The sequence below is a fragment of the Arthrobacter sp. Z4-13 genome (genome assembly GCF_054792705.1).
Genome location: NZ_CP096458.1, coordinates 48,136 through 68,089, shown reverse-complemented (window position 1 = coordinate 68,089; position 19,954 = coordinate 48,136). Strand labels below are relative to the sequence as shown.

At 62.3% G+C, this 19,954-nt stretch carries 22 protein-coding genes; 16 read left to right on the top strand and 6 right to left on the bottom strand.

What is annotated here, in order from left to right; all coding sequences use genetic code 11:
* Positions 1-38 precede the first annotated feature (38 nt).
* From M1E07_RS00290 to M1E07_RS00245, 10 genes are all read left to right on the top strand, one after another.
* Positions 39-1,043: a tripartite tricarboxylate transporter substrate binding protein gene (locus tag M1E07_RS00290; protein ID WP_461186713.1), complete on the top strand. Its 1,005-nt coding sequence runs from the start codon at positions 39-41 to the stop codon at positions 1,041-1,043.
* A 33-nt stretch (positions 1,044-1,076) separates the two neighbouring features.
* Positions 1,077-1,706, top strand: a complete 630-nt coding sequence (locus M1E07_RS00285) for an RraA family protein (RefSeq protein WP_461186712.1) — start codon at positions 1,077-1,079, stop codon at positions 1,704-1,706.
* 20 nt (positions 1,707-1,726) lie between these two features.
* Positions 1,727-2,515: an NAD(P)-dependent oxidoreductase gene (locus tag M1E07_RS00280; RefSeq protein ID WP_461186711.1), complete on the top strand. Its 789-nt coding sequence runs from the start codon at positions 1,727-1,729 to the stop codon at positions 2,513-2,515.
* A gap of 81 nt (positions 2,516-2,596) precedes the next feature.
* Positions 2,597-3,934: a TRAP transporter large permease subunit gene (locus tag M1E07_RS00275; protein ID WP_461186710.1), complete on the top strand. Its 1,338-nt coding sequence runs from the start codon at positions 2,597-2,599 to the stop codon at positions 3,932-3,934.
* Positions 3,935-3,943: 9 nt separating this feature from the next.
* Positions 3,944-4,201, top strand: a complete 258-nt coding sequence (locus tag M1E07_RS00270; protein ID WP_461186709.1) for a hypothetical protein — start codon at positions 3,944-3,946, stop codon at positions 4,199-4,201.
* Positions 4,198-5,187, top strand: a complete 990-nt coding sequence (locus tag M1E07_RS00265) for a cyclase family protein (RefSeq protein ID WP_461186708.1) — start codon at positions 4,198-4,200, stop codon at positions 5,185-5,187. Before M1E07_RS00270 ends, M1E07_RS00265 begins: the two co-directional genes overlap by 4 nt.
* A gap of 8 nt (positions 5,188-5,195) precedes the next feature.
* Positions 5,196-5,426, top strand: a complete 231-nt coding sequence (locus tag M1E07_RS00260) for a hypothetical protein (RefSeq protein ID WP_461175156.1) — start codon at positions 5,196-5,198, stop codon at positions 5,424-5,426.
* A 49-nt stretch (positions 5,427-5,475) separates the two neighbouring features.
* On the top strand, positions 5,476-5,904 hold the full coding sequence (locus M1E07_RS00255) for a universal stress protein (protein ID WP_461175155.1): 429 nt from the start codon (positions 5,476-5,478) through the stop codon (positions 5,902-5,904).
* Between the two features lie 1,269 nt (positions 5,905-7,173).
* A complete protein-coding gene (locus M1E07_RS00250) occupies positions 7,174-7,599 on the top strand; it encodes a riboflavin kinase (RefSeq protein WP_461186707.1) in 426 nt (141 codons plus the stop codon).
* Complete coding sequence (locus M1E07_RS00245; protein WP_461186706.1) at positions 7,596-7,784, top strand: helix-turn-helix domain-containing protein; 189 nt, start codon at positions 7,596-7,598, stop codon at positions 7,782-7,784. The genes M1E07_RS00250 and M1E07_RS00245 overlap by 4 nt, the downstream gene beginning before the upstream one ends.
* A gap of 140 nt (positions 7,785-7,924) precedes the next feature.
* On the opposite strand, the gene M1E07_RS00240 is transcribed toward M1E07_RS00245, so the two are convergent.
* The gene (locus M1E07_RS00240; protein ID WP_461186705.1) at positions 7,925-8,770 is read right to left on the bottom strand and encodes an IclR family transcriptional regulator; all 846 of its coding nucleotides are present in this window, start codon (positions 8,768-8,770) and stop codon (positions 7,925-7,927) included.
* A 171-nt stretch (positions 8,771-8,941) separates the two neighbouring features.
* Between M1E07_RS00240 and M1E07_RS00235 the strand changes: the two genes are divergently transcribed.
* The 6 genes from M1E07_RS00235 (at position 8,942) to M1E07_RS00210 (ending at position 14,560) form a co-directional block, all read left to right on the top strand.
* Positions 8,942-10,339 (top strand): LLM class flavin-dependent oxidoreductase, encoded by a 1,398-nt coding sequence (locus tag M1E07_RS00235; protein ID WP_461186704.1) that lies wholly within the window; start codon positions 8,942-8,944, stop codon positions 10,337-10,339.
* 34 nt (positions 10,340-10,373) lie between these two features.
* A complete protein-coding gene (locus M1E07_RS00230; RefSeq protein WP_461186703.1) occupies positions 10,374-11,675 on the top strand; it encodes a flavin monoamine oxidase family protein in 1,302 nt (433 codons plus the stop codon).
* A 101-nt stretch (positions 11,676-11,776) separates the two neighbouring features.
* Positions 11,777-12,325: a flavin reductase family protein gene (locus tag M1E07_RS00225; protein WP_461175149.1), complete on the top strand. Its 549-nt coding sequence runs from the start codon at positions 11,777-11,779 to the stop codon at positions 12,323-12,325.
* Positions 12,322-12,732 carry an ester cyclase gene (locus M1E07_RS00220; RefSeq protein WP_461186702.1) on the top strand — a complete coding sequence of 137 codons (411 nt, stop codon included), beginning with the start codon at positions 12,322-12,324 and terminating at the stop codon, positions 12,730-12,732. The genes M1E07_RS00225 and M1E07_RS00220 overlap by 4 nt, the downstream gene beginning before the upstream one ends.
* 92 nt (positions 12,733-12,824) lie before the next feature.
* A complete protein-coding gene (locus M1E07_RS00215) occupies positions 12,825-13,610 on the top strand; it encodes a 2-keto-4-pentenoate hydratase (protein WP_461186701.1) in 786 nt (261 codons plus the stop codon).
* 92 nt (positions 13,611-13,702) lie between these two features.
* Positions 13,703-14,560, top strand: a complete 858-nt coding sequence (locus M1E07_RS00210; protein WP_461186700.1) for a fumarylacetoacetate hydrolase family protein — start codon at positions 13,703-13,705, stop codon at positions 14,558-14,560.
* 170 nt (positions 14,561-14,730) lie between these two features.
* Here M1E07_RS00210 and M1E07_RS00205 read toward each other — a convergent pair whose 3' ends face one another.
* The 5 genes from M1E07_RS00205 to M1E07_RS00185 all read right to left on the bottom strand — a co-directional run bounded on the left by M1E07_RS00205 (position 14,731) and on the right by M1E07_RS00185 (position 19,913).
* Positions 14,731-16,332: an aldehyde dehydrogenase (NADP(+)) gene (locus tag M1E07_RS00205; protein ID WP_461186699.1), complete on the bottom strand. Its 1,602-nt coding sequence runs from the start codon at positions 16,330-16,332 to the stop codon at positions 14,731-14,733.
* Between the two features lie 50 nt (positions 16,333-16,382).
* On the bottom strand, positions 16,383-16,658 hold the full coding sequence (locus M1E07_RS00200) for a hypothetical protein (protein WP_461186698.1): 276 nt from the start codon (positions 16,656-16,658) through the stop codon (positions 16,383-16,385).
* A 355-nt stretch (positions 16,659-17,013) separates the two neighbouring features.
* Positions 17,014-17,895, bottom strand: a complete 882-nt coding sequence (locus tag M1E07_RS00195) for a glycine betaine ABC transporter substrate-binding protein (protein WP_461186831.1) — start codon at positions 17,893-17,895, stop codon at positions 17,014-17,016.
* A gap of 33 nt (positions 17,896-17,928) precedes the next feature.
* Positions 17,929-18,846, bottom strand: coding sequence for an ABC transporter permease (locus M1E07_RS00190; RefSeq protein ID WP_461186672.1), 918 nt, complete (start codon positions 18,844-18,846; stop codon positions 17,929-17,931).
* Positions 18,843-19,913 (bottom strand): quaternary amine ABC transporter ATP-binding protein, encoded by a 1,071-nt coding sequence (locus M1E07_RS00185; protein ID WP_461186697.1) that lies wholly within the window; start codon positions 19,911-19,913, stop codon positions 18,843-18,845. The genes M1E07_RS00190 and M1E07_RS00185 overlap by 4 nt, the downstream gene beginning before the upstream one ends.
* Between the last annotated feature and the right edge of the window lie 41 nt (positions 19,914-19,954).

Sequence of the window (19,954 nt, the reverse complement as noted above, 5' to 3'; positions counted from 1 at the left end):
CCTACCCCAAGAATTCACACCTTCAAAGGAGAAGAACCATGATCACCCGCCCCCGTATCGCCGCCGCGTTCGCAGCAGCAACCCTCATCGCCGTCACCGGCTGCGGCGCCAACGCCGGCTCCACGAACACCGCCGCCGACGACTTCCCGAAAAAGGGCAAGTCCATCGACCTGGTCGTCGCGTTCTCCTCGGGAGGCGCCGTCGACACCGCGGCCAGGCTGATCCAGCCGGTCCTGGAAAAGGAACTCGGCACCAACGTCGAGGTCATCAACAAGCCCGGAGCCGGCGGCCAGATCGGCTACACCCAGCTGACCAGCGCCGCACCCGACGGCTACACCATCGGCGCCACCGGCTCCCCCTCCGTTGTCGTCTCACCCCTGGATCCTTCCCGCGGCGCCAAATACACCCGCGACAGCTTCCAGCCCCTGGGCCGGCAGGTCATTGACCCCACCGTCATCGCCGTCCAGCCGGACAGCCCCTACCAGACGCTCAAGGACCTCCTGGACGCCGCCAAGGCCAACCCGAAGTCCATGACCGCCAGCACCACCGGCCTGCAGACAGGCGAACACTTCGCGCTGGCCCAGATCCAGGAAGCCACCGGCGCCGAGTTCGCCCCCGTCCACTTCTCCGAAGGCGCCTCCCAGGCCACCACCGCGTTCCTCGGCAAGCACGTGGACATCCTCGTCGCGAACGTCAGCGACGTGACCGACCTGACCAAGCAGGGCAAAGCACGTGTCCTTGGCGTCATGTCCGCCGAAAAAGCACCCTCGCTGCCGGACGTTCCCACGTTCAAGGAAGCCGGCTACGACCTCATCGCAGGCACCGCACGCGGCTACTCAGCACCCGCCGGGCTGCCGGACGCGGTAGCCGACAAGCTTGAAGCCGCCATCCAAAAGGCCGTCGAGGACCCGACCGTAGTCCAGAAGATGAACGACCTGGGCCTGCAGACCGCCTACCTCAACGGTGAGGACTACAAGCAGTTCTGGGCAGGTCAGGAAGAGGACTTCAAGAAGGTCCTCCCCCTGGTTCAGAAGACTGACTAACCCCTCTAAGCCAACCGGAACGGAAGAACACTCATGACCACCCCAGCCCTTGACATCATCGACGCAGACTTTCCCCGCCCCGATAAGGACCTCGTGGAACGCCTGGCCAAACTTCCCGCCGCCAACATCGGGGATGCCGTTGACCGGCTGGGTGTCGCCCACTCCGCGATCCAGGCGATCTGGCCCGGCGCCCAGCTGGCAGGCCCCGCCTTCACGGTATGGACACGGCCGGGAGATAACCAGGGCATCCACAAGGCCCTGGAACACGCCCGCCCCGGCGATGTCATCGTCGTCGCCGGCGGCGGTGACGAGTCACGGGCCCTCCTGGGCGAACTCATCGGCGAACGGGCCATCAACCTCGGCATCGCAGGATTCGCCCTGGACGGGGCAGCCCGGGACGCGGAAGCCCTCGGCGAAATCGGCATGCCGGTCTTCGCCCGCGCCACCACACCGGCCGGCCCCTACAAGAACGGTCCCTTCCGGCTGGGGACACCGGTCGCTTTCGGCGGTGTCCCCGTCCTGCCCGGTGACGTCATCATCGGCGACTCGGACGGTCTGGTGGTCATTCCCCGTGAACAGGCAGCAGCCGTCGCCGAAGCCGCAGAAGCGGTATTCGCGGATGAAACGAACCGCCGGCAAGCCATCGTCGCAGCCCGCCGCTAAAGCAAGAAAGACACAAGACAATGACAGCATGCGCCATCATTGGCCTCGGCGAAGCCGGAGCCACCTATGCAACAGCACTCATCGCCAAGGGCCACACCGTCACCGGATTTGATCCGGTGGCTCCCTCAACACCGGCCGGTGTCACCCGGGCAGCAACGGCAGCCGAAGCATGTGCCGGAGCCGACGTGGTCCTGGTTCTTACCGGGGCGGCTGCTGCCCGCAGCGTAGCCCAGGAATGCCTGCCCGCACTGGGAGCAGGCAGCACCTACGCAGACTTCACCTCATCCTCCCCGGACGTCATGCGTGAACTCGGACAGTTGCCAAGCCAGGCAGACTTTGCCGACGTCGCCATCCTTGGACCCGTTGCCGCGCTGGGGGAGAAAACGCCGCTGATGGTCAGCGGCCCCGGCTCCCAAGTGGTCGCTGACCTCCTGGCCCCGCTCGGTGCCGAGGTCGAGGTCGCCGAGGGCGAGCCCGGCGCTGCGATGGCCCATAAACTGCTCCGCAGCGTCCTCATGAAAGGCCTCGCTTCGGTCGTCGTCGAAGCGGTCACCGCGGGCAGGGCCGCCGGCCTGGAGGACTGGATCCGGGGCCAGATCGCCCGGCAGCTCGCAGGGGACGGCCAGGCGGTCATCGACAGGTTCCTCACCGGTACCGCCAAGCACGCGCTGCGCCGTTCCAAGGAAATGCAGGACACCGCAAGCTACCTGTCGGACCTGGGAGTGCCCTCCGAGATGACCACAGCCTCGGCCAGCGCGCTCACCCGCATGGCACAGGAAACCGCACCCGCGGCCCCGGCCTTGCGCTGACACCAGCATCAGGAAAAATCAGAAACAGGAATCAACGGTGACCTCCCCTTCCGCTACAAAAAATCTGTCAGGAGCCTCAGTATGATCGGCATCTGGGCCCTCGGCACCTACCTTGCCGTCATCCTGTTGTGGACAACCGTCATCAAACGCAGCGTGGGGGAGGCCATGATCCTCGGCTTCCTGGTTGTGCTTCCCTTCACCGGGGCATCCGCGGCCCAAATTGGCTGGAGTGCGTTTTACTCAGCCATAACGGACGAAATCGTCTACGCCACCATGGCGTTTGTCTTCATGGGATACCTGCTGGATAAGGGCGGTGTGCTGGACCGGCTGATCGACCTGCTGAACTCACTGATCGGCGGAGTCAAAGGCGGACCGGCGTGGGTCTCAACGGTCGCGTCAGCAGGTTTGGGCGGGGTGGTCCACAACCAGGCTGCCATCGCGGCAACGGTCGGGTCCGTCACGATCCCCTGGATGGAAAAATCCAAACTCGACAAGCCAGCTGCGGCGACCCTCGTCGCGGGTAACGCAGGAATGGGCATCACCTTCCCCTTCAGCGCCTCGATGTTCGTTCTGGTCGGATCCGCCACCGTCGGCCCCCTGCTGGACGTCAACGCCCTTGTTCTGCCGCTGCTGTTCGGCGGGCTGTGGTGCTTCCTGCACAGGCTGATCGTGACCTGGCTCCTCGTCCGCAAGAGCGCGATGACGCCGCTGGATGCCGCCCATCGGCTATCCGTGCGGACGGCATTCGGCCGAGGCTGGGCCACCATGCTGCTGTTCGTCGTCGTGGCCATCCCGCTGGTCATCACCTCCGGCAGTATCGCTACAGCTCTCTCTGACTGGACCGGTGGAGACATCACCAAATTGGTCAGTGTCATCGTCTGGATCCCGGTGGTCCTGATTATCACCGGCGCGCTGCTGGGCAGGAAGAACCTCCCTAACAGCGGCCGGGCATGGTGGACCATGCTGCAGAACTCCGCCCCACGCTTCGGCATCGTGGGCGTCACCGTCGTCTTCGCATTCGCCGGAGCGAACGCCCTCGCCGCCACCGGACTGCCCAAGCAAATGACGGCACTGCTCACCGGGATGAACCTTCCGCTGTGGCTTCTCGCCATCCTGATCGGCCTGATCATCATTGCCGTCGCGGCGCCGCTGTCCGCGACAGCGACCATGGCCGCCGTCGGAACGGTCGGGGTTGCCGCCCTGGTGGCTGCCGGCGTACCGGCGACAACTGCCGCCGTCGCCGTTCTGGTCTTTTCCTCCTGCGAAGCCGCCGTCCCACCCGGCGGCGCCCCACTCTACGTCGCCTGCGGCATCGCGGACGTCAATCCGATCAAGACCTTCGCCCGCCTGCTCACCCACTACGCACTGCCCCTGCTCGGCATCGGTGTGCTCATCATCCTCGGCATCTTGCCGATCTAAGGAAACCAGATGCAAAAGACCAGAAGATTCATCGAGGCCGTTTTCGTCCTGACCCTCGCAACGCTCCTGCTGGGCGGGGTGCTCTTCGTGCTCGGGCAGGCAGCCGCGCTCACCCTTGGACAGGGAAACTGGCTGGAATTTCTTAACCAGACGGTCAAAGCACCGATGTGTATCGCAGCCTCAATCTGTGCGATCGCAGGTTTCCTGCTCAGCTACCAGCGGCACCAGAAACACAAAAAGACACCCCAAGAGGCAGCAACACGATGACCGAAGCCACCGAAACCGGAATCTATCCCACCTTCGCAGAGCTGCAGAACCGCGAGGGCGAGCTCGCCGGAACCTCCTGGCACCTGTTCGAAGACCCGCGCCGCGGAACACCATCCTTCATCACACCCGAGGACATTTTGCGGGCAAGGAACTCCATCAAAACCGGGATGGTGCACGGCCTGGACTACCCGGCAGATGCCTTCGATCCCGGCATGTCCCTCAAACGCGGGGCCCCGCGTCACACCATCTACTCATCCCACCCCGCGCACCGGGACGACTACCTCGACGGCTATTACCTTCAGGGATCCAGCCAGATAGATGGACTGCGGCACCGCAGGGCAGACGACGTCGGCTTCTACAACGGCACACCGGATGAACTGATCCGTGAAGGAACACCAGACCTCGGCATCCAGGAATGGGCCGAAAACCCCATTGCCGGCAGGGGAGTGCTGGTTGACCTTGACGGGTACCGTTCCCGCCAAGGAAACCCCATCGACCACGCCGCGGGAGAGCCCCTCAGTCTCGACCTGGTCAAAGAAGCCCTTGAGGAACAATCCGCCACCCTCCTCCCCGGTGACATCCTCATGATCCACACCGGCTGGTGTGAATGGTTCCAGGCCCTGACCCCGGAGGAAAAGCAACGGATGCGCGACAGCCGCCGGGCAACCGGAATCGCCCAGTCAACCGAATTTGTTGCCTGGGTCTGGGACAACCAGCTTTCCGTCATCGCCGCCGACAACTTTGCCCTCGAATGCCTGCCCGTCGTGCCCGGCAGCCCGTTCCTGCAATCGGCCCCCAACGACCACGGCATGATGCATCAACAGCTCCTGGCGAAACTCGGCATGCCCCTTGGGGAACTATGGAAACTTGGCCCCCTCGCCCGGCACATGCGGGCAACCGGCAGATGGGACGCCTTCCTCAGCATCAAGCCGCTGGCCATCACCGGTGCCACAGGTTCGCCGGCCAATGCCACCGCCATTACATAGGGCAGCACATGACACTGAACCGGGCCACACCCCGTAAACACGTCGAATGGAACAAGCTGATCAACACCCGAGTGGAAATCCGTCAGAACGGACGAGTGATCAGAACAGGAATCGTCGAAGAGGCCATGCCCGACTCTTCAGCCCTGTGGATCGCAGCCGACAGCCACGGCCCCCGCCAAATGTTCGAAATGGCCCAAGGCCACCAAGCCTGGGTCACACCACAGGACCTCAACGGATAATTCCCGCCAACGGGATGTCACCGTCAATCCACCAACGAAAGAGGACAGGATGACTGAGATAATCGTCGTAGGCGTCGACGGCAGTGAAACCGCCAAAAGGGCATCAGCATCGGCAGCTGCTCTGGCCACCACTCTGGGTGCAAAACTTCACGTAGTGTCGGCGTTTAACACCGACCGGGCGCAAGTCCTCGGACTCGCCAACGACGAAATAGCCTTCTCCGAAGAAAAACATGCAGAAAAAGTCGCGCGCGAAACTGCAGCCGCCCTGGCGTCAAAACAACTTCAAGTCGAGTACTTTGCCATCCGAGCCACGCCCGCCCAAGCGCTCATCCAGCAGGCGGAAAAACATAACGCCCTCATGATCGTCGTGGGAAGTAAGCGCATGAGTGGCATCGGACGCGTTCTTGGCAGTGTCGCTGACAGCGTAGCCCACAACGCGCCTTGCCACGTGTACATCGCAAAGACAGATTCAGCCTAGAGCTGGCACCGTACAAACAATCCCTTCTGTGCATGCCACAAAACAGCCGATAACGGATTTTCCGTCAACCTGCCTTGGCCGGGAACCGTGCTCGTTGATCACGCCGGCCGGAACTGGTGGCGACTCTGATCCGTCCATGGCTGGCGTCAATTTAGGTTATCCAAGGCTGGAAGTAGGATTCTCCCGGGATCGGGGCGGGCGGACCCGGACTTTTCTTTCAAAACATAGATCAACTCCGGTTGTTCCTAGGACCCGGCAAGAGCCGTGCGTCAGCTTTGGGTGTGCTGCCCCCTGGCGCAGCTGCTTTTGCAAACGTCATTCTGTGTTGGGCCTCCGCATGCTCAACAACGGCATCATCGCGACCACGCATTGGGCATTTTGTCGCGCATCCCACTGAAGGTCGTTAGAACGCCGCTACTAAGGTGGCAAATCGAGCCAAGAAAAGCTCTTCGCTGTTGCGCGGGCTAAAGAGGACCGGCCCGTGGCTGTCCTTGGCCTCTTCGGCAGCCATCCGCTGCCCGTCCGGTGTCTCGTACGGTTCACTATCCCAGTACACGAGACGATGGAGACCCATCATATTGAACTCTTCGATGCATGACGTGCAGATGGGCAAGTCGCGGATGTGTGCATGCCCTGGATTGGTCCAACAAACGTCGCAGTAGATCGTTTCCCTAAGCATTTGGTTCCTAACTCTTGTTTGAGGCGGAATTGCCCGTTGAACGAGTAACCGGGGGACAGGACTGTTAGCGACCCTCGGCTTGGGCCAGGGCCGCGACCCCGATGGGATTCACTGCCTGTCCTCGGATGTGAGAGGGCCGGCGAGCAGAAGCCGGCGGCGACAGGAAGGAACTGCTGAACCTAGCGTTTGGCCCTTGTGCTGGGCAAACCTGGTTGGTTGCGGCCGTTGACAACGACCATCCTCGGTTGAAGTCCTGTCCCCAATTTTGCCAGCCCCCTGCACAGAGCTGATATAGGAACTTGTGAGATTCCCCATTAGAGGCACCGTCACATCCCACAGCACCCCGGGGCGCTTTCACAATCTGGAATACACCAGTGCGAGTGCGATGATCCTGAAGCGCTCGAAAGGGAGCAATGGTGGACCAGGCGTCGGGGGTTTCCGATACCGATCGGAAGTTCTGTCCATTGCAATAACGTCCATGCTTGGACTGTGGCACATCAACTATGGAGGCGGCCAATTTGAACTCATGAACGCAGCGGTCGTATATTGAACAAATGTCGGCAAGGGCGCCGTGCAGGATCGAGGAAAAAATGTTCACTGTTGAGGGAATCGTGGAAACCGGTGATCGTCGTGGGCGAGCCCTCGGTTTTCCCACTGCCAATATCCCCATGACATCGGAGGACCTGGATGGAGTGTGGGCCGGGACCGTCGAAGTCTCACCAGGAAATTTCGCAGCGGCGGTTGTGTCTGTCGGGCGCCGCAGGACGTTTTATTCCGACCAGGGCAAGCGCCTGCTCGAAGCTCACCTGTTGGATCTGAACATGGATTTATACGGGCAGCACTTGCGTGTTCATCTCATGCAGCTCCTGCGCAGGCAAAGTGAATTCGAATCCGTCCAAGCCCTGGTTGAGCAGCTGCATGAAGATGTAAGGCTCGCCCGACATTGGGCCCTCCGCAACTGCCCCTCCCTAACGTCTTCTGCCCTTCAGGAGCCACTAACGGAAGCCCGTGCATGAGCGGCAATTCTGCGCTTCCGGTCTGGGCGCTGCAGCGCACGGCTACCTATCTTGAGGCGCTAGAGAGGACTGAGACCCGCGGGGCTGACCCTGTCGAGCTGGCCCGTCGAACCGGGCTGAGTAAAGGCCTGGCGCGCCGCTGCCTGAGACATCTGCAGCAGCAAACTCCGCGCCCCAGATCCTGACGTCAACAACCCCTTGCCCCAGAAGGCGCCGACGGCGGATGTTTGCTCGGGCCGCGAGACCAACCGCCGCCAGGTGGAACGAATGCAGTGGAAAAACCCGGGGATTAGGCGGCGGAACGATGGCCAGGGCTGCCAAGTTGCTAGGCGAGAACTTTGGAGATTTCCTCTGCCCCTTGGCGGAGCTCGTTGATGATGGAGTCGAGCTGTTCTGACTTCAGCCGCTGGGTAGGTCCATTGATGGTCAGTACGCCCATGAGAGTCCCTGCGGAATCCCGAACAGGATAACCGGCAGCGAAAAGCCCTTCTTCCAACTCATCGCTCAGGACCGCATATCCGTCCTTCCGGACTTGCTGAATCTCCTTCAGGAGCTCATCCCGGCTCGCGATGGTGTGAGGGGTGAAGGACTCAAGTTTCTCGGGCAGCTTCGCCGTGATCTTGTCATCACTTTGCTCGGCGAGAAGAAGCTTGCCGGTGGAGCTGGCATGCAGGGGGTAGGTTCCACCGATGTAGAGGTGCGATGCGCTGAGGTAGCGGGACCCAGACGCTTCTGCAATAACCTCATGGTCCCATTCGCCACGGACCACAACGAAGCTCAACGTCTCGTTGAGCCTGGCGGCATACGCATCCAACACGGGCTGAATCCTCGCCACGGCACCGGAGTAGGGATCAGCAAGCCTGCCCAGGTGCGCAAGCTGCCAGCCCAGCTTGTAACGGTTGTCTTCCCGCTCCACAAAGCCTGTCTGTTCAAGGCTCAGCAGAAGCCGGAAGGCGGTCGGACGGGACATTTTCACCGCCTGCGCCAGTTCAGTGACGTTGATTCCACCGGGGTGCCGTCCAAGCTCCCTGAGCAGGACGGTCGCCTTCACGACGGATTTGTTAATGAGGTCAAACGGCTCAGGGGTGCCGGCAGTCGCCTCGCTTTCCGGGGAATCCTCCGGTGACGCGTTTTGCCCTGCTGCCATGTCCGCTCCTACTTCAAGTCTCATCGTTATGTACATCCTAGTCGCGACCGCTAAACGAACTCCATGTTCAAAAGCGCGGCGCCGATCTTGACAGTGAGCCACCTAACACCCTAAATTGAACACAGCGTTCAATTTTGATCTTGCTAGTAGTTTATGTCGCCGCCGGAAGGCACCGTCCAAGGAAGTACCGCTGCCATGAAAAATGAACCCCTTAGCCTGTTTGCCTTCGACGTTTTCGCTCCGGCGCACCTGACCTCAGGTTCGTGGCGCAACGACGGCGACGAGGGCCATCGCTACACGGACCTGCAGTACTGGACGGAAGTGGCGAAGAAGCTGGAGGCCGCCAGTTTTGACGGCATCTTCTTCGCCGACAACGTCGGCTACCACGACGTCTTCAACGGCTCCGCGGACGCTGCCCTGAGGGATGCGGCGCAGTTCCCCATCAATGACCCCACCGTACTGATCAGTGGCATGGCGGCAGTGACCAAGCACTTGAGCTTCGGTGTCACCTGCTCGGCGACCTACGAGCCGCCATACCTGCTGGCACGTAAGTTCAGCAGCCTGGACCACCTCACCTCCGGACGCGTCGGCTGGAACATCGTGACCTCATATTCCGAGGCGGCTGCACGGAACCTCGGCAAGGTCCAGCAGATGAGCCCTGCTGAGCGCTATGACATGGCCGATGAATATATGGATGTCGTTTACAAGCTGTGGGAGAGCTCCTTCGAAGAGGACGCTGCGGTACGGGATGCCGAATCGGCTACCTACATCGATCCGGCGAAGGTCCACCCGATCAACCATTCCGGTCAATATTTCACTGTGCCCGGTTTCCACCTGTGCGAGCCCTCGCCCCAACGCACCCCTGTGCTCTTCCAGGCCGGCTCCTCCGCCAGGGGGATGGAATTCGGCGGCAAGCATGCCGAAGCTGTCTTCATCCAGAGCACGTCGGTGGAGGGCGCCCAGCGCACTGTTGCCAAGGTCCGGCAGGCTGTGGCCGACGCTGGCCGTGATCCGCGCGACGTCAAGGTCGTGATCCTTCTTACTGTTGTCGTAGCCCCCACTGATGAAGAGGCCCAGGCCAAGTACCAGAAGGCTCTCGAGAACGCACCGGTCGAAGGAGCCCTTGCACGCTTCAGCGGCTGGACCGGCATCGACATGTCCGCCTACGACCTGGACGCCCCGTTGAAGTCCGTCGGAACGAAGGCCGCGCAGTCAATGGTTGACATGTTCTCCAAAGCTGACCCGGACCGAGAGTGGACACCGCGTCAGATCGCCGAGTTCCTCTCGGTGGGCGGCAGCGGGTGCACCATCATCGGTTCGCCGGAGACAGTTACTGCCGAGTTGCGCCGCTGGCGTGATGAGGCAGACGTTGACGGTATCAACCTCAGCTACACCTCCAAGCCCGGCAGCTGGGAAGACTTTATCGAGCTCGCGCTGCCCCAGCTGCGCGCCGAAGGCATCGTCTCCCCGGCCAGGGACGAAGGCCAGGAGCCGGTGACGCTGCGCGAAAAGCTCTTCGGCCAGAAGTACACGCTGGATGGCCACCCCGCGACAGCGCAGCGCGCCACACACCTCAGCGATGCTGCCCGCTGACGCCGGCGGAGCCCCAAGTACTTCGGAGATACCAATGTCTGAACAGACAGACGTCGTGGTCATCGGCGCGGGACTCGCCGGCCTTACCACCGCCCGTGAGCTGGGCAACCGCGGCCACAACGTGGTTGTTTTGGAAGCACGCGAACGGCTTGGCGGCCGGGTCTTTACCGAGCGCCGCCTGGGCCAGAATCTCGAGCTCGGCGGGAACTGGCTGCACTGGACCCAGCCCCATGTCTGGGCCGAGGTCACCCGCTACGGCCTGGAGGTCTCCCGCGGGCCCCGCTCGGAGGAAACTTTTTGGCTGGCCGGTGATGAGGTGCGCCGCGGCAATTTGGACGACTTCATGACGCTGATCGACCCGGGTATGACCCGGCTTCTGGAAGACACGGTGAAGTGGCTGCCCCGCCCGGACGCGCCGCTGACGGTGGAGAACCTGGCAGAGGTTGACCAGTACAACCTGCAGGAAATGTTGGACAAGCTGGACCTCACGGAGGACGAACGCAACGCCAACGAGGCTGCCTGGGTTGGCCACTTCAACGCACCCCTGGACCAGTGCGCTTACGTCAACGCCTTGCGCTGGACCGCCGGATCCTCCGGGCACTGGCACCTGATGCACGAGGCCTCAGCGATTTACCGACTCAAGGACGGCAATGACACCCTGGTCAACGCCATCGCCGAGGACAGCACCGCCGACATCCGCCTCAACGCCCCGGTCACCAGCGTCCGCCACAACAGCGATGGCGCCACCATCACCTACGGCAACGGACAGGCCATCCAGGCCGGGAAGGTGGTCATCACCCTGCCGCAAAATATCCTTCATATGCTCGACGTCCAGCCCGCCCTGACAGCAGGCAAGCTTGCCCCCAGCCGGGAAAGGACCGCTTCCCAGGGCGTCAAGGCCTGGATCCGGGTCAAGGGACCGATCAAGCCGTTCTTCGCATACTCGGCCCAGGACAAGCCACTGTCCGTGATCCGCACCGAGTTCATCAGCGACACCGACGCAGTGCTGGTGGGATTTGGCGCAGACGCCAACCGGATCGACGTCACCGATCCCGAACAGGTCCAGGAAGCCATCAAGGTGTGGCGCGACGACCTGGAAGTCCTGGAAGTCACCGGACACAAGTGGGGCGAGGACCCTTACGCAGAGGAAACCTGGCAGGTCCAGCGCCCGGGCCAGCTAACCAAGTACCACGCCGCCCAGCAGGCCAGCGAAGGCGCGCTGCACTTCGCGAGCAGCGACACGGCCAACATCTGGGCCGGGTTCTTTGACGGAGCCATCGAAAGCGGCCTCCGCACAGCCCGCGCGGTCCACGCCGAGCTGAAAGCCTTCCAATGAGCGGGCATCAAGCGTCCGGATACCGCAAATCCGCCCGCAAGGCGGCTTCCCACTCAACAGGGCACTGACGCCCCAAACCCAGTCACAAAGGAATTATCACAATGGATATCACCCCCGCCAAAGAGCAAACTCCCCCTACAGATATAACCCCAGCCTTCTACCGTCAGATCCTGGGCAAGCTTCCCACAGGCGTCACCGCTATCACGGGCATCAATGACGACAACGAAAAGCTCGGTCTGGTCGTCGGCACGTTCCAGTCCCTGTCCCTGGAACCACCCCTGGTTATGTTTTGCGTGGACAAGTCCTCCTCGAGCTGGCCCAAGCTGCGGAACCTGCAAAAATTCACCGCAAACATCCTCGCCGACGATCAGATCAGCATCTGCAGGTCCCTGTCGCGTAAAGGTCCCCAAAAGTTCGAAGGCCTGCCATGCAGCGCCGGGCCGCTCGGCACCCCCCACCTTGACGGCGCCACCGCCTACATCGACTGCGTGGTCACCGCCGAAGTCCTCGTTGGTGACCACTACATGGTCATCGGAGCCGTCACTCATATGGAGGACGGGAGCGGCGACGCCCTGCTGTTCCGCGGCGGAAAGTTCGGCCAGTACCAGCCCATCGAAATCCCCACCGAAGTATCAAGGAGCGCATCATGAGCACCAGGCAGGAAACCATTCTCAAGGCGTGGAACGGCGCGTGGGGACAGGGCGACTTGTCCTCATTCGAACGGATCCTTGCCCCCAACTACATCCGCCGGTCCAAGACCGGGACCGAAGACTTCAATAGTCTCCAGGGCACCATCACCGACATGCACTCGGCTTTCCCGGACTCCACCGTGGAGATCCTGCAGATGGTCGAAGACGGAGACAGGGTCGCGATCCATTGGCAGACCAAGGGCACACACCAGGGGCCGTTCATGGACGTTCCCCCCACGGGCAGGGCCGTCACCGTGTCCGGGGCATCATTCCTGCGGTTCGAAAATGACAAACTCGCCGAAGAGTGGGTCGTTTGGGATCCCCGTGAGCTTCTGTCCGCCCTCGGCATCTGGCACCTGGGCAACTAGGGCACAGCCTTCAAAAGCCATACTTCAGCTTCCACCTCGCCGAGGCACGACGTCGTGCCGGAGCGGGGCAAAACCGAAAGGAACCCCGCTTTATGTCAACCATTTCCCTTGAGGACATTGCCGGCACTCTCCGCACCGCCCGGCTCCAGGGCGAATCCATCGCCGCACCCACCGAATCCTGGCCGGCACTGGACGTGGACGGTGCATTCGAGGTGCAAAAAATCAACGTTGGGCACGCCATCGCAAACGGTGACCGCCTCGTCGGCTACAAGCTGGGAAACATCGCCAAGGTCATGCAGGACGCCTTCGGCCTCGACCAGCCGGACTACGGCCACCTGCTCGCGAGCACCTTTGCCTACGAAGGAACCAGCCTTGAACTGGGCAAGTTCATCGAGCCGTTCGTGGAACTCGAGCCCGCCTTCCTGCTGCGCAAGCCGCTCCGCGGTCCAAACATCACGGTGGCCGACGTCATCGACGCCATTGAGTACGCACTGCCGGCCATCGAAATCATCGACTCCCGGGTCAAGAACTGGGCCATCAGCCTTCCCGACACCTTGGCCGACAATGGCTCAACCGGCGCCATCCTGCTGGGCGGCACCCCCAGGCGCGTCAACGAAGTGAACCTCAGCAACACCCGGGGTGTCCTGAACTTCAACGACCGCGAAATCATCTCCGGAAACACCCGCAACATCCTCGGCAACCCCTTCGCCGCAACGGCCTGGCTCGTCAACCGACTCGCTGAGTACGACGTCGAATTCCAGCCAGGGCAGGTCATCCTTCCCGGTAGCTGCCTCAAGGCGGTCCCCATGCGCGAAGCAGGTCACTGGTCCGGCACCTTTGAAGGCTGGGGCACCATCGAATTCGATGTCTCTGCCTGAACAAGACCAATAAATGACGTGTGGCCGGTCCGAAAAGGACCGGCCACACGTCATTGCCCACACCACCGAGTCTCAAGCTCTAAGGGATCCTTATGCGCATCGCCAACATCTCCAACCGGCTAACCCTGATCACCCCGAATGACCAGGCCGTGGACGTCTCGGAGGCAACCCGTGGCAGGTTCAGCCCCAATATCCAGGAAGCCTACAGCCGCTGGGACGAACTCCGGGCCGCCGCCGGCCCGCTTGAGGATCTCGCCGGGAAACCTCTGGCCGATATCGATCCGCAGGACTTTGCCAGCCCCGTACCCCAGCCACGCCAGATCTTCGCCATTGGCCTGAACTATGCCGCCCACGCTGCCGAGGCCAATCTTGCGGTGCCCGAGGATCTCACGGTCTTCACGAAGTTCGCCAGCTCGCTGACAGGACCCTATGGGACCATCACGCTGCCACCAGGCACGGTGGACTGGGAGGTCGAACTCGTGGCCGTCATCGGACGGGGCGGTCACAACATCACCGAAAACAGGGCATGGAGCCATGTTGCCGGGCTGACGGCCGGACAGGACCTGTCTGAACGCACCCTGCAGGCCTCCGGCCCGGCCCCCCAATACAGTCTCGCCAAATCCTTCCCCGGATTCGGTCCCCTCGGGCCGCTCCTGGTGACACCGGACGAGTTCGAAGATCCGGACAACATCGAACTGAGCTGCACCATCAACGGTGAACAGGTGCAGGCCGGTTACACCTCCGACATGGTCTTCTCAATTCCCGAGATCATCGAACGCCTCTCCCAGGTGACCCCACTGTTCCCCGGTGACATCATTTTCACCGGCACACCTCCGGGGGTGGGCGTCGGGCGTACGCCCCAGCGCTTTCTCGCCCCCGGGGACGAACTGGTCACCCAGGTTCACGGTGTTGGCCAGATGCGCCATCACCTCGTCGCGCCACCCGACTGAAACCGCACAGCCGGAACCAGGTCAGTCAGCGCCCTATCAGGGTGTTGGCTGTCCTTGCTTGGGGGCAGGGACGATGCCGGCCGTTTATCGGGTGGAACTGATTAAACGCCAAGGTCCCGGTCACGCCGGAGTGGCATGCCGGGACCTGGTCCATGGTGTGAATACGGGTGCTAGACGGTGACGTGCGCCTTTTCGATGACACCGTCAATCAGCCTGTTGAGGTGCCACGGGTTGCTGTCATGCAGCGGCTGTGGGAGAAGCTCCTGGGGGATGTTCTGGTACGCGACGGGCCGGAGGAACCGGTTGATCGCGAGGGTGCCGACGGAGGTGGTGCGGGAGTCGGAAGTGGCGGGGAAGGGCCCGCCATGGACCATGGCGTGGCCCACTTCCACGCCGGTGGGCCAGCCGTTGACGATGATGCGGCCCACTTTCTGTTCCAGGACCGGGATCAACGGCGCGGCGGTGAGGTAATCCTCTTCGGTGAGGTGCAGGGAAGCGGTGAGCTGCCCTTCGATCCGTGCCGCGGCTTCAAGGAGTTCCTCGGTGGTGTTGTAGCGGATCACCAGGGAGGCGGCGCCGAAGATTTCCTCGTGCAGAACATGGTTGGTCACGAAGTCCCGGACTTGGGTGCCGAAGATCGTGGGAGCCGGGGCGTTCTTGGTGGCACCTTCCAGACCCTTGCCAATAAGGTCAACACCTGCTGCGCTGCCGAGCGCTTCGGTTCCGGCATTCCAGGACCCGGCGATGCCTTCGGTGAGCATGGTTTGCCCGGCGCACGCTGACACGGCACGGCCGACGGCGGCCGCGAGTTTGTCCCCTGCCTCACCTGCCGGGGCGAAGAGCAGTCCGGGGGAGGTGCAGAGCTGGCCGGAGCTGCCGGTGACGGCAGTGACGTACTGCTGGGCCAGGGCCTCGATCTGCTCGGCAGAGCCCTTCAGGGCGCCTTCGAACACGAAGACCGGGTTCAGGGAGGACATCTCTGCGTAGACGGGGATCGGCTCGGGCCTGGCAGCTGCGGTCTTCATCAGGGCGATGCCGGCGGCCTGGGATCCGGTGAAACCGACGGCCTTGATGTGCGGGTCCGCCACGAGGGCTTGGCCGATGCTGGCACCGGGCCCGTAGACCAGGGAGAAGACGCCGGGGTGCAGGCCGAAGTCCTTGACGGCCTTGACGACGGCGTGCCCAACCAATTCACCGGTGCCGGGGTGGGCGTTGTGGGCCTTGAAGATGACAGGGCAGCCTGCGGCCAAGGCAGAGGCTGTATCACCGCCGGCGGTGGAAAAGGCGAACGGGAAGTTGCTGGCGCCGAAGACTGCGACGGGGCCGAGGGGGATCTGGCGCTGGCGGATATCGGCCCTGGGCAGGGGAGTGCGGTCGGGGATGGCGGGGTCGATGCGGACGCCGCGGAAGTCTCCGCTGCGGACAACGGAGGCGAAGAGCCGCAGCTGGCCGGTGGTGCGGGCACGTTCGCCCTCCAGCCTGGGGGCGGGCAGCCCTGTTTCCTGGCTGGCGCGCGTGATTAGGTCCTCTCCGATGGCGTCGATGTTGTCTGCGATCGCCTCCAGGAAACTGGCATGTGTCTGCGGATCCAGGGTGGAAAAGGACTTGTACGCCTCGGCAGCTGCGGATGTTGCGGACTTGAGCTGCTCCTTGCTGATCAGTGAGTAGACGGGTTCAAGAGTTTCGTTGGTGGCGGGGTTGAACCCTGTCGTAGTCCCGTTGTCGCCGATGACCTGCTCTCCGGCAATCAGTGAATGTCCATTGAGTAGCATTGCGTTTCTCCCTGACGGTAGCGGTTGATATTTCATAGGTTGGTGGGGGCTTAGGCTTCTTGGCGGGGGCGGCTGGTCTGCGCCGTGCGCCGGTAGACGGCAATGTTGTCGGTCTTGTGAATCATTGCCCGGCCCTGCCCGCCTTCGCGGAGAATCCAGAAGACGTTTCCGTTGTGGCTTCGAAGATCTACGTTGCCGGAGCCGGTTACCTTGCCTCCGCGGTAGAGGAGGACTTTGTCCCCCGGTTCCAGGACCGTCCAGTTGCCCACCAGCTCAAGGGAGGGCGTGGGCTTGTGGCTTACTTTGTGGCTGGCTGGCCGTCGCATTCCTGTCCTTTACTGGTTGAAGATTTTTCAGCTGCTGACCTGAGGCGTACCACTGATGGTCGGCTGAACGCCCGGTGGATGAGCTATGGCCTCTGCGTGCTTGGGCCGTGTACTCCAGTGACAGCTTTGTCAGCGCAGCACGGGCATTAGGCCCTGTCCGGCGGCGGTCCGCCTGTAGAGGCCCCTCCCACTGGTTAGCTGTATTCAATTTCTGAACGTCCTATTCAATTTTATGTGTTACTTCTGTCACTGTCAAAGGTTCGGCAGAGAACAGCAGAAGGCCCGTAACACGCGGGGGGCGTGTCACGGGCCTGTCCGCTTACAGGGTTGGCTCAGTGCGGGGAGTAATGCCGGGCTACTTCAGCCATTCGTCCGCGGCAGCGCGGTTTTCGGGCGTTTCAAGCCACTTCTTTGCTCCCTCGGTCGGGTCCTTGGCCTCGCTGACTGCAAGCATCAGGGAGGCATACTGCTCCTCGGTCAGGCTGGACTTTTCCATCCAGCCGCGGATGTCTCCATGCTTTTCCGCGAACTCCTTGGACAGGACGACATGGGAGCCGTCCGCTGCAGGCCAGCCCTGGCGGTCGTCTTCGAGTGCCTTGACCGGCATGGCGGCGAAGGCCCAGTGCGGCTTCCAAAGGGCTACCACCACGGGTTTGTTGTTCTCCGCCCCGTCTTTGAGTGCGGCGAGGGCTGCCGGGGTGCTTCCTTCGATGATCGACAGCTTGTCCTTGGCCTCGTACTTGGCCAGAACGTCAGGCAGAATCTTCATCTCGCCGGAGCCAGCCTCGATCCCGATGATCTTCGAGTCATACTTTGCAGCGTTCTGGGCGAGGTCGCTGATGGTGTTCTCTTCGACGAATTCCGGGACAGCCAGGACCAGTTCGTCCTTGTCGTAGTAGGGCTCGTCGAGGATGACGAGGTCGTCCTTGTACTTGTCGATGTACGCCTGGTGGGTTGTTGGCAACCAGGCGTTGAGGTAGCCGTCCAGGTCCCCACGGGCGATACCTGAGAACCCGGCAGCGAGGTCCACGCTGGTGGTCTTGACGGTGTAGCCCTTTTCTTCCAGCAGTGCTGACCAGAGGCCGGTGACGGCGACGGTGTCGTCGAAGCCCGGGACGGTGGCAAAGTTGACAGTCTTCTCGGCGTCTCCTCCGCCTCCTCCTCCGGGGGTGACGCCGGAGCAGGCGCTGACACTGACGGCGATCGCAGCGAAAGCGAGGGTGGTTTTGAGCAGCATTTTCAATGCTGGTCTCCTAGTGAGGACGAATGGTTATTGAACCGCTGGGGTTGCATCGGCACTGACGCGGGGGGTGGCAGCTTTGGCGGCTGCCCTTTCTTTCCGGAGGCGGCTGCTCTTGCGCAGGACGCCGGCGAGGGCACTTGCACCGCCTGTGACACGGTCCAGGTACACGGCGAGGATGACGACGGCGAGGCCGCCCTCGAAGCCGCGGGCCGTGTCCAGCTGCGCGACCCCCTGGACCACGACACCACCGAGGCCGCCGGCTCCGACCATGCCGGCGACAACGACCATGGACAGGGCGAGCATGATGACCTGGTTGACGCCGACCATGATGGACGGGAAGGCCAGGGGAAGCTGGACGTCACCCAGGATCAGGCTCTTCTTGGCACCGAAGGCCTGAGCCGCTTCGAGGAGTTCGTGGTCCAACTGGCGGATGCCGAGCTCGGTCAGGCGGACCGCAGGGGGGATCGAGAACACGATGGTGGCTGCGATACCGGGCACGGTTCCGACGCCAAAGAAGAACACGGCCGGGATGAGGTACACGAAAACGGGCATTGCCTGCATGAGGTCCAGGATGGGCCGCATGACAGCGCTGACCGGAGAACTCAACGCTGCCCAGATCCCCAGGGGAATTCCGATCAGGAGGGCAGCCGCGACCGACACGAGCACAATGGACAGGCTCGCCATCGTTTCAAGCCACAACCCCATGGATAGGATGAGCAGGAAAGCCACGGCGGAGAAGATCGTGATTCCGACGCTGCGGGTCATGAAGGCGGCCAAAGCGGTCAACAGGGCGATAATGACCAGCGGGTGCAGGGCCACCAGACCGAACTCGACCCCGCCAACGATCTGGCTGGTAAGCCAAGCGACACCATCGAAAAACCAGCCAAGGTTCGCGAGGAACCAGTCAATGAGGGATTCAAACCACCCTCCGACATCAAGATTCATTTGACAGACTCCTTCGGGGAGAGTGCGGCGAAGACTTTGTTCGCAGTGAGTTGGCCGATGACCAGGCCTTGATCGTCAGTGACGTGAAGGCGGTCGCAACCGGCGGCGAACACCGGGAGCAGATCGGCGATGATGGTTTCGCCGGTGACATGCTTGACCGCCGCATGCCCATTGGCCGTGGCGTCCACGGGCCTTGCCCCGGTGCTGCACCCGTCTTCGCGGTCCGCGCCCGTGAAGGGCTCGGCGAGCATGCCGGCGTGGAGGACTTTGCTGCGGTTTACTTCTGCCACGAATTTTTCGATGTAGGGATCCGCGGGGGTTTCCAGCAAGTCCAGCGCGGTCCCGCGCTGAATCATCCGGCCTTCCTTCATGACCATGATCTGGTCCCCGAGGTACATGGCCTCGTCCAGGTCGTGGGTGACGAAAACGATGGTCTTTTTGAAGTTGCGCTGCAGTTCTATCAGCAGCTGCTGCATGTCTTGGCGGATCAACGGGTCCAGGGCGCTGAAGGGTTCGTCCATCAGCAGGATTTCGGCGTCGGTCGCGAGGGCACGTGCCAGGCCGACACGCTGCCGCATGCCGCCGCTGAGCTGATCGGGCAGGGCGTGCGTTCGGTCCCCGAGACCCACAAGCTTCAGGGCTTCGGTGGCTTTTGCTTCGCGCGAGTTCTTGTCGACTCCGCGCACTTTGAGGCCGAATGCCACGTTGTCCAGCAATGACTGGTGGGGAAACAGGCCGAAGTGCTGGAAGACCATGTTGATGGTCTCGTTTCGGAAGGCGCGGAGCCCGGACGGATCGAGTGCTCCGACATCCTTGCCGTCGATGATCATAGAGCCTTCGGTGCTGTCGATGAGCCGGTTGAGCATACGGATAATGGTTGATTTGCCGGAACCGGACAGGCCCATGATGACGAAGATCTCGCCGCGCTTTACGTCGAAGGAGACGTCGTTGACGGCCTTGAAACCGGTCTGTGGTGGCGAGTTCCTGCGCAGCAGGGACTTGCTTTTGGCGGGGTAGAAGATTTTGGTGAGGTGCTCCACCTTGATGAAGGACTCTTCGGGGTTCATGGCTTCCTTGCGATGATCTTGTCTCGGTACTTCCAGGTGCA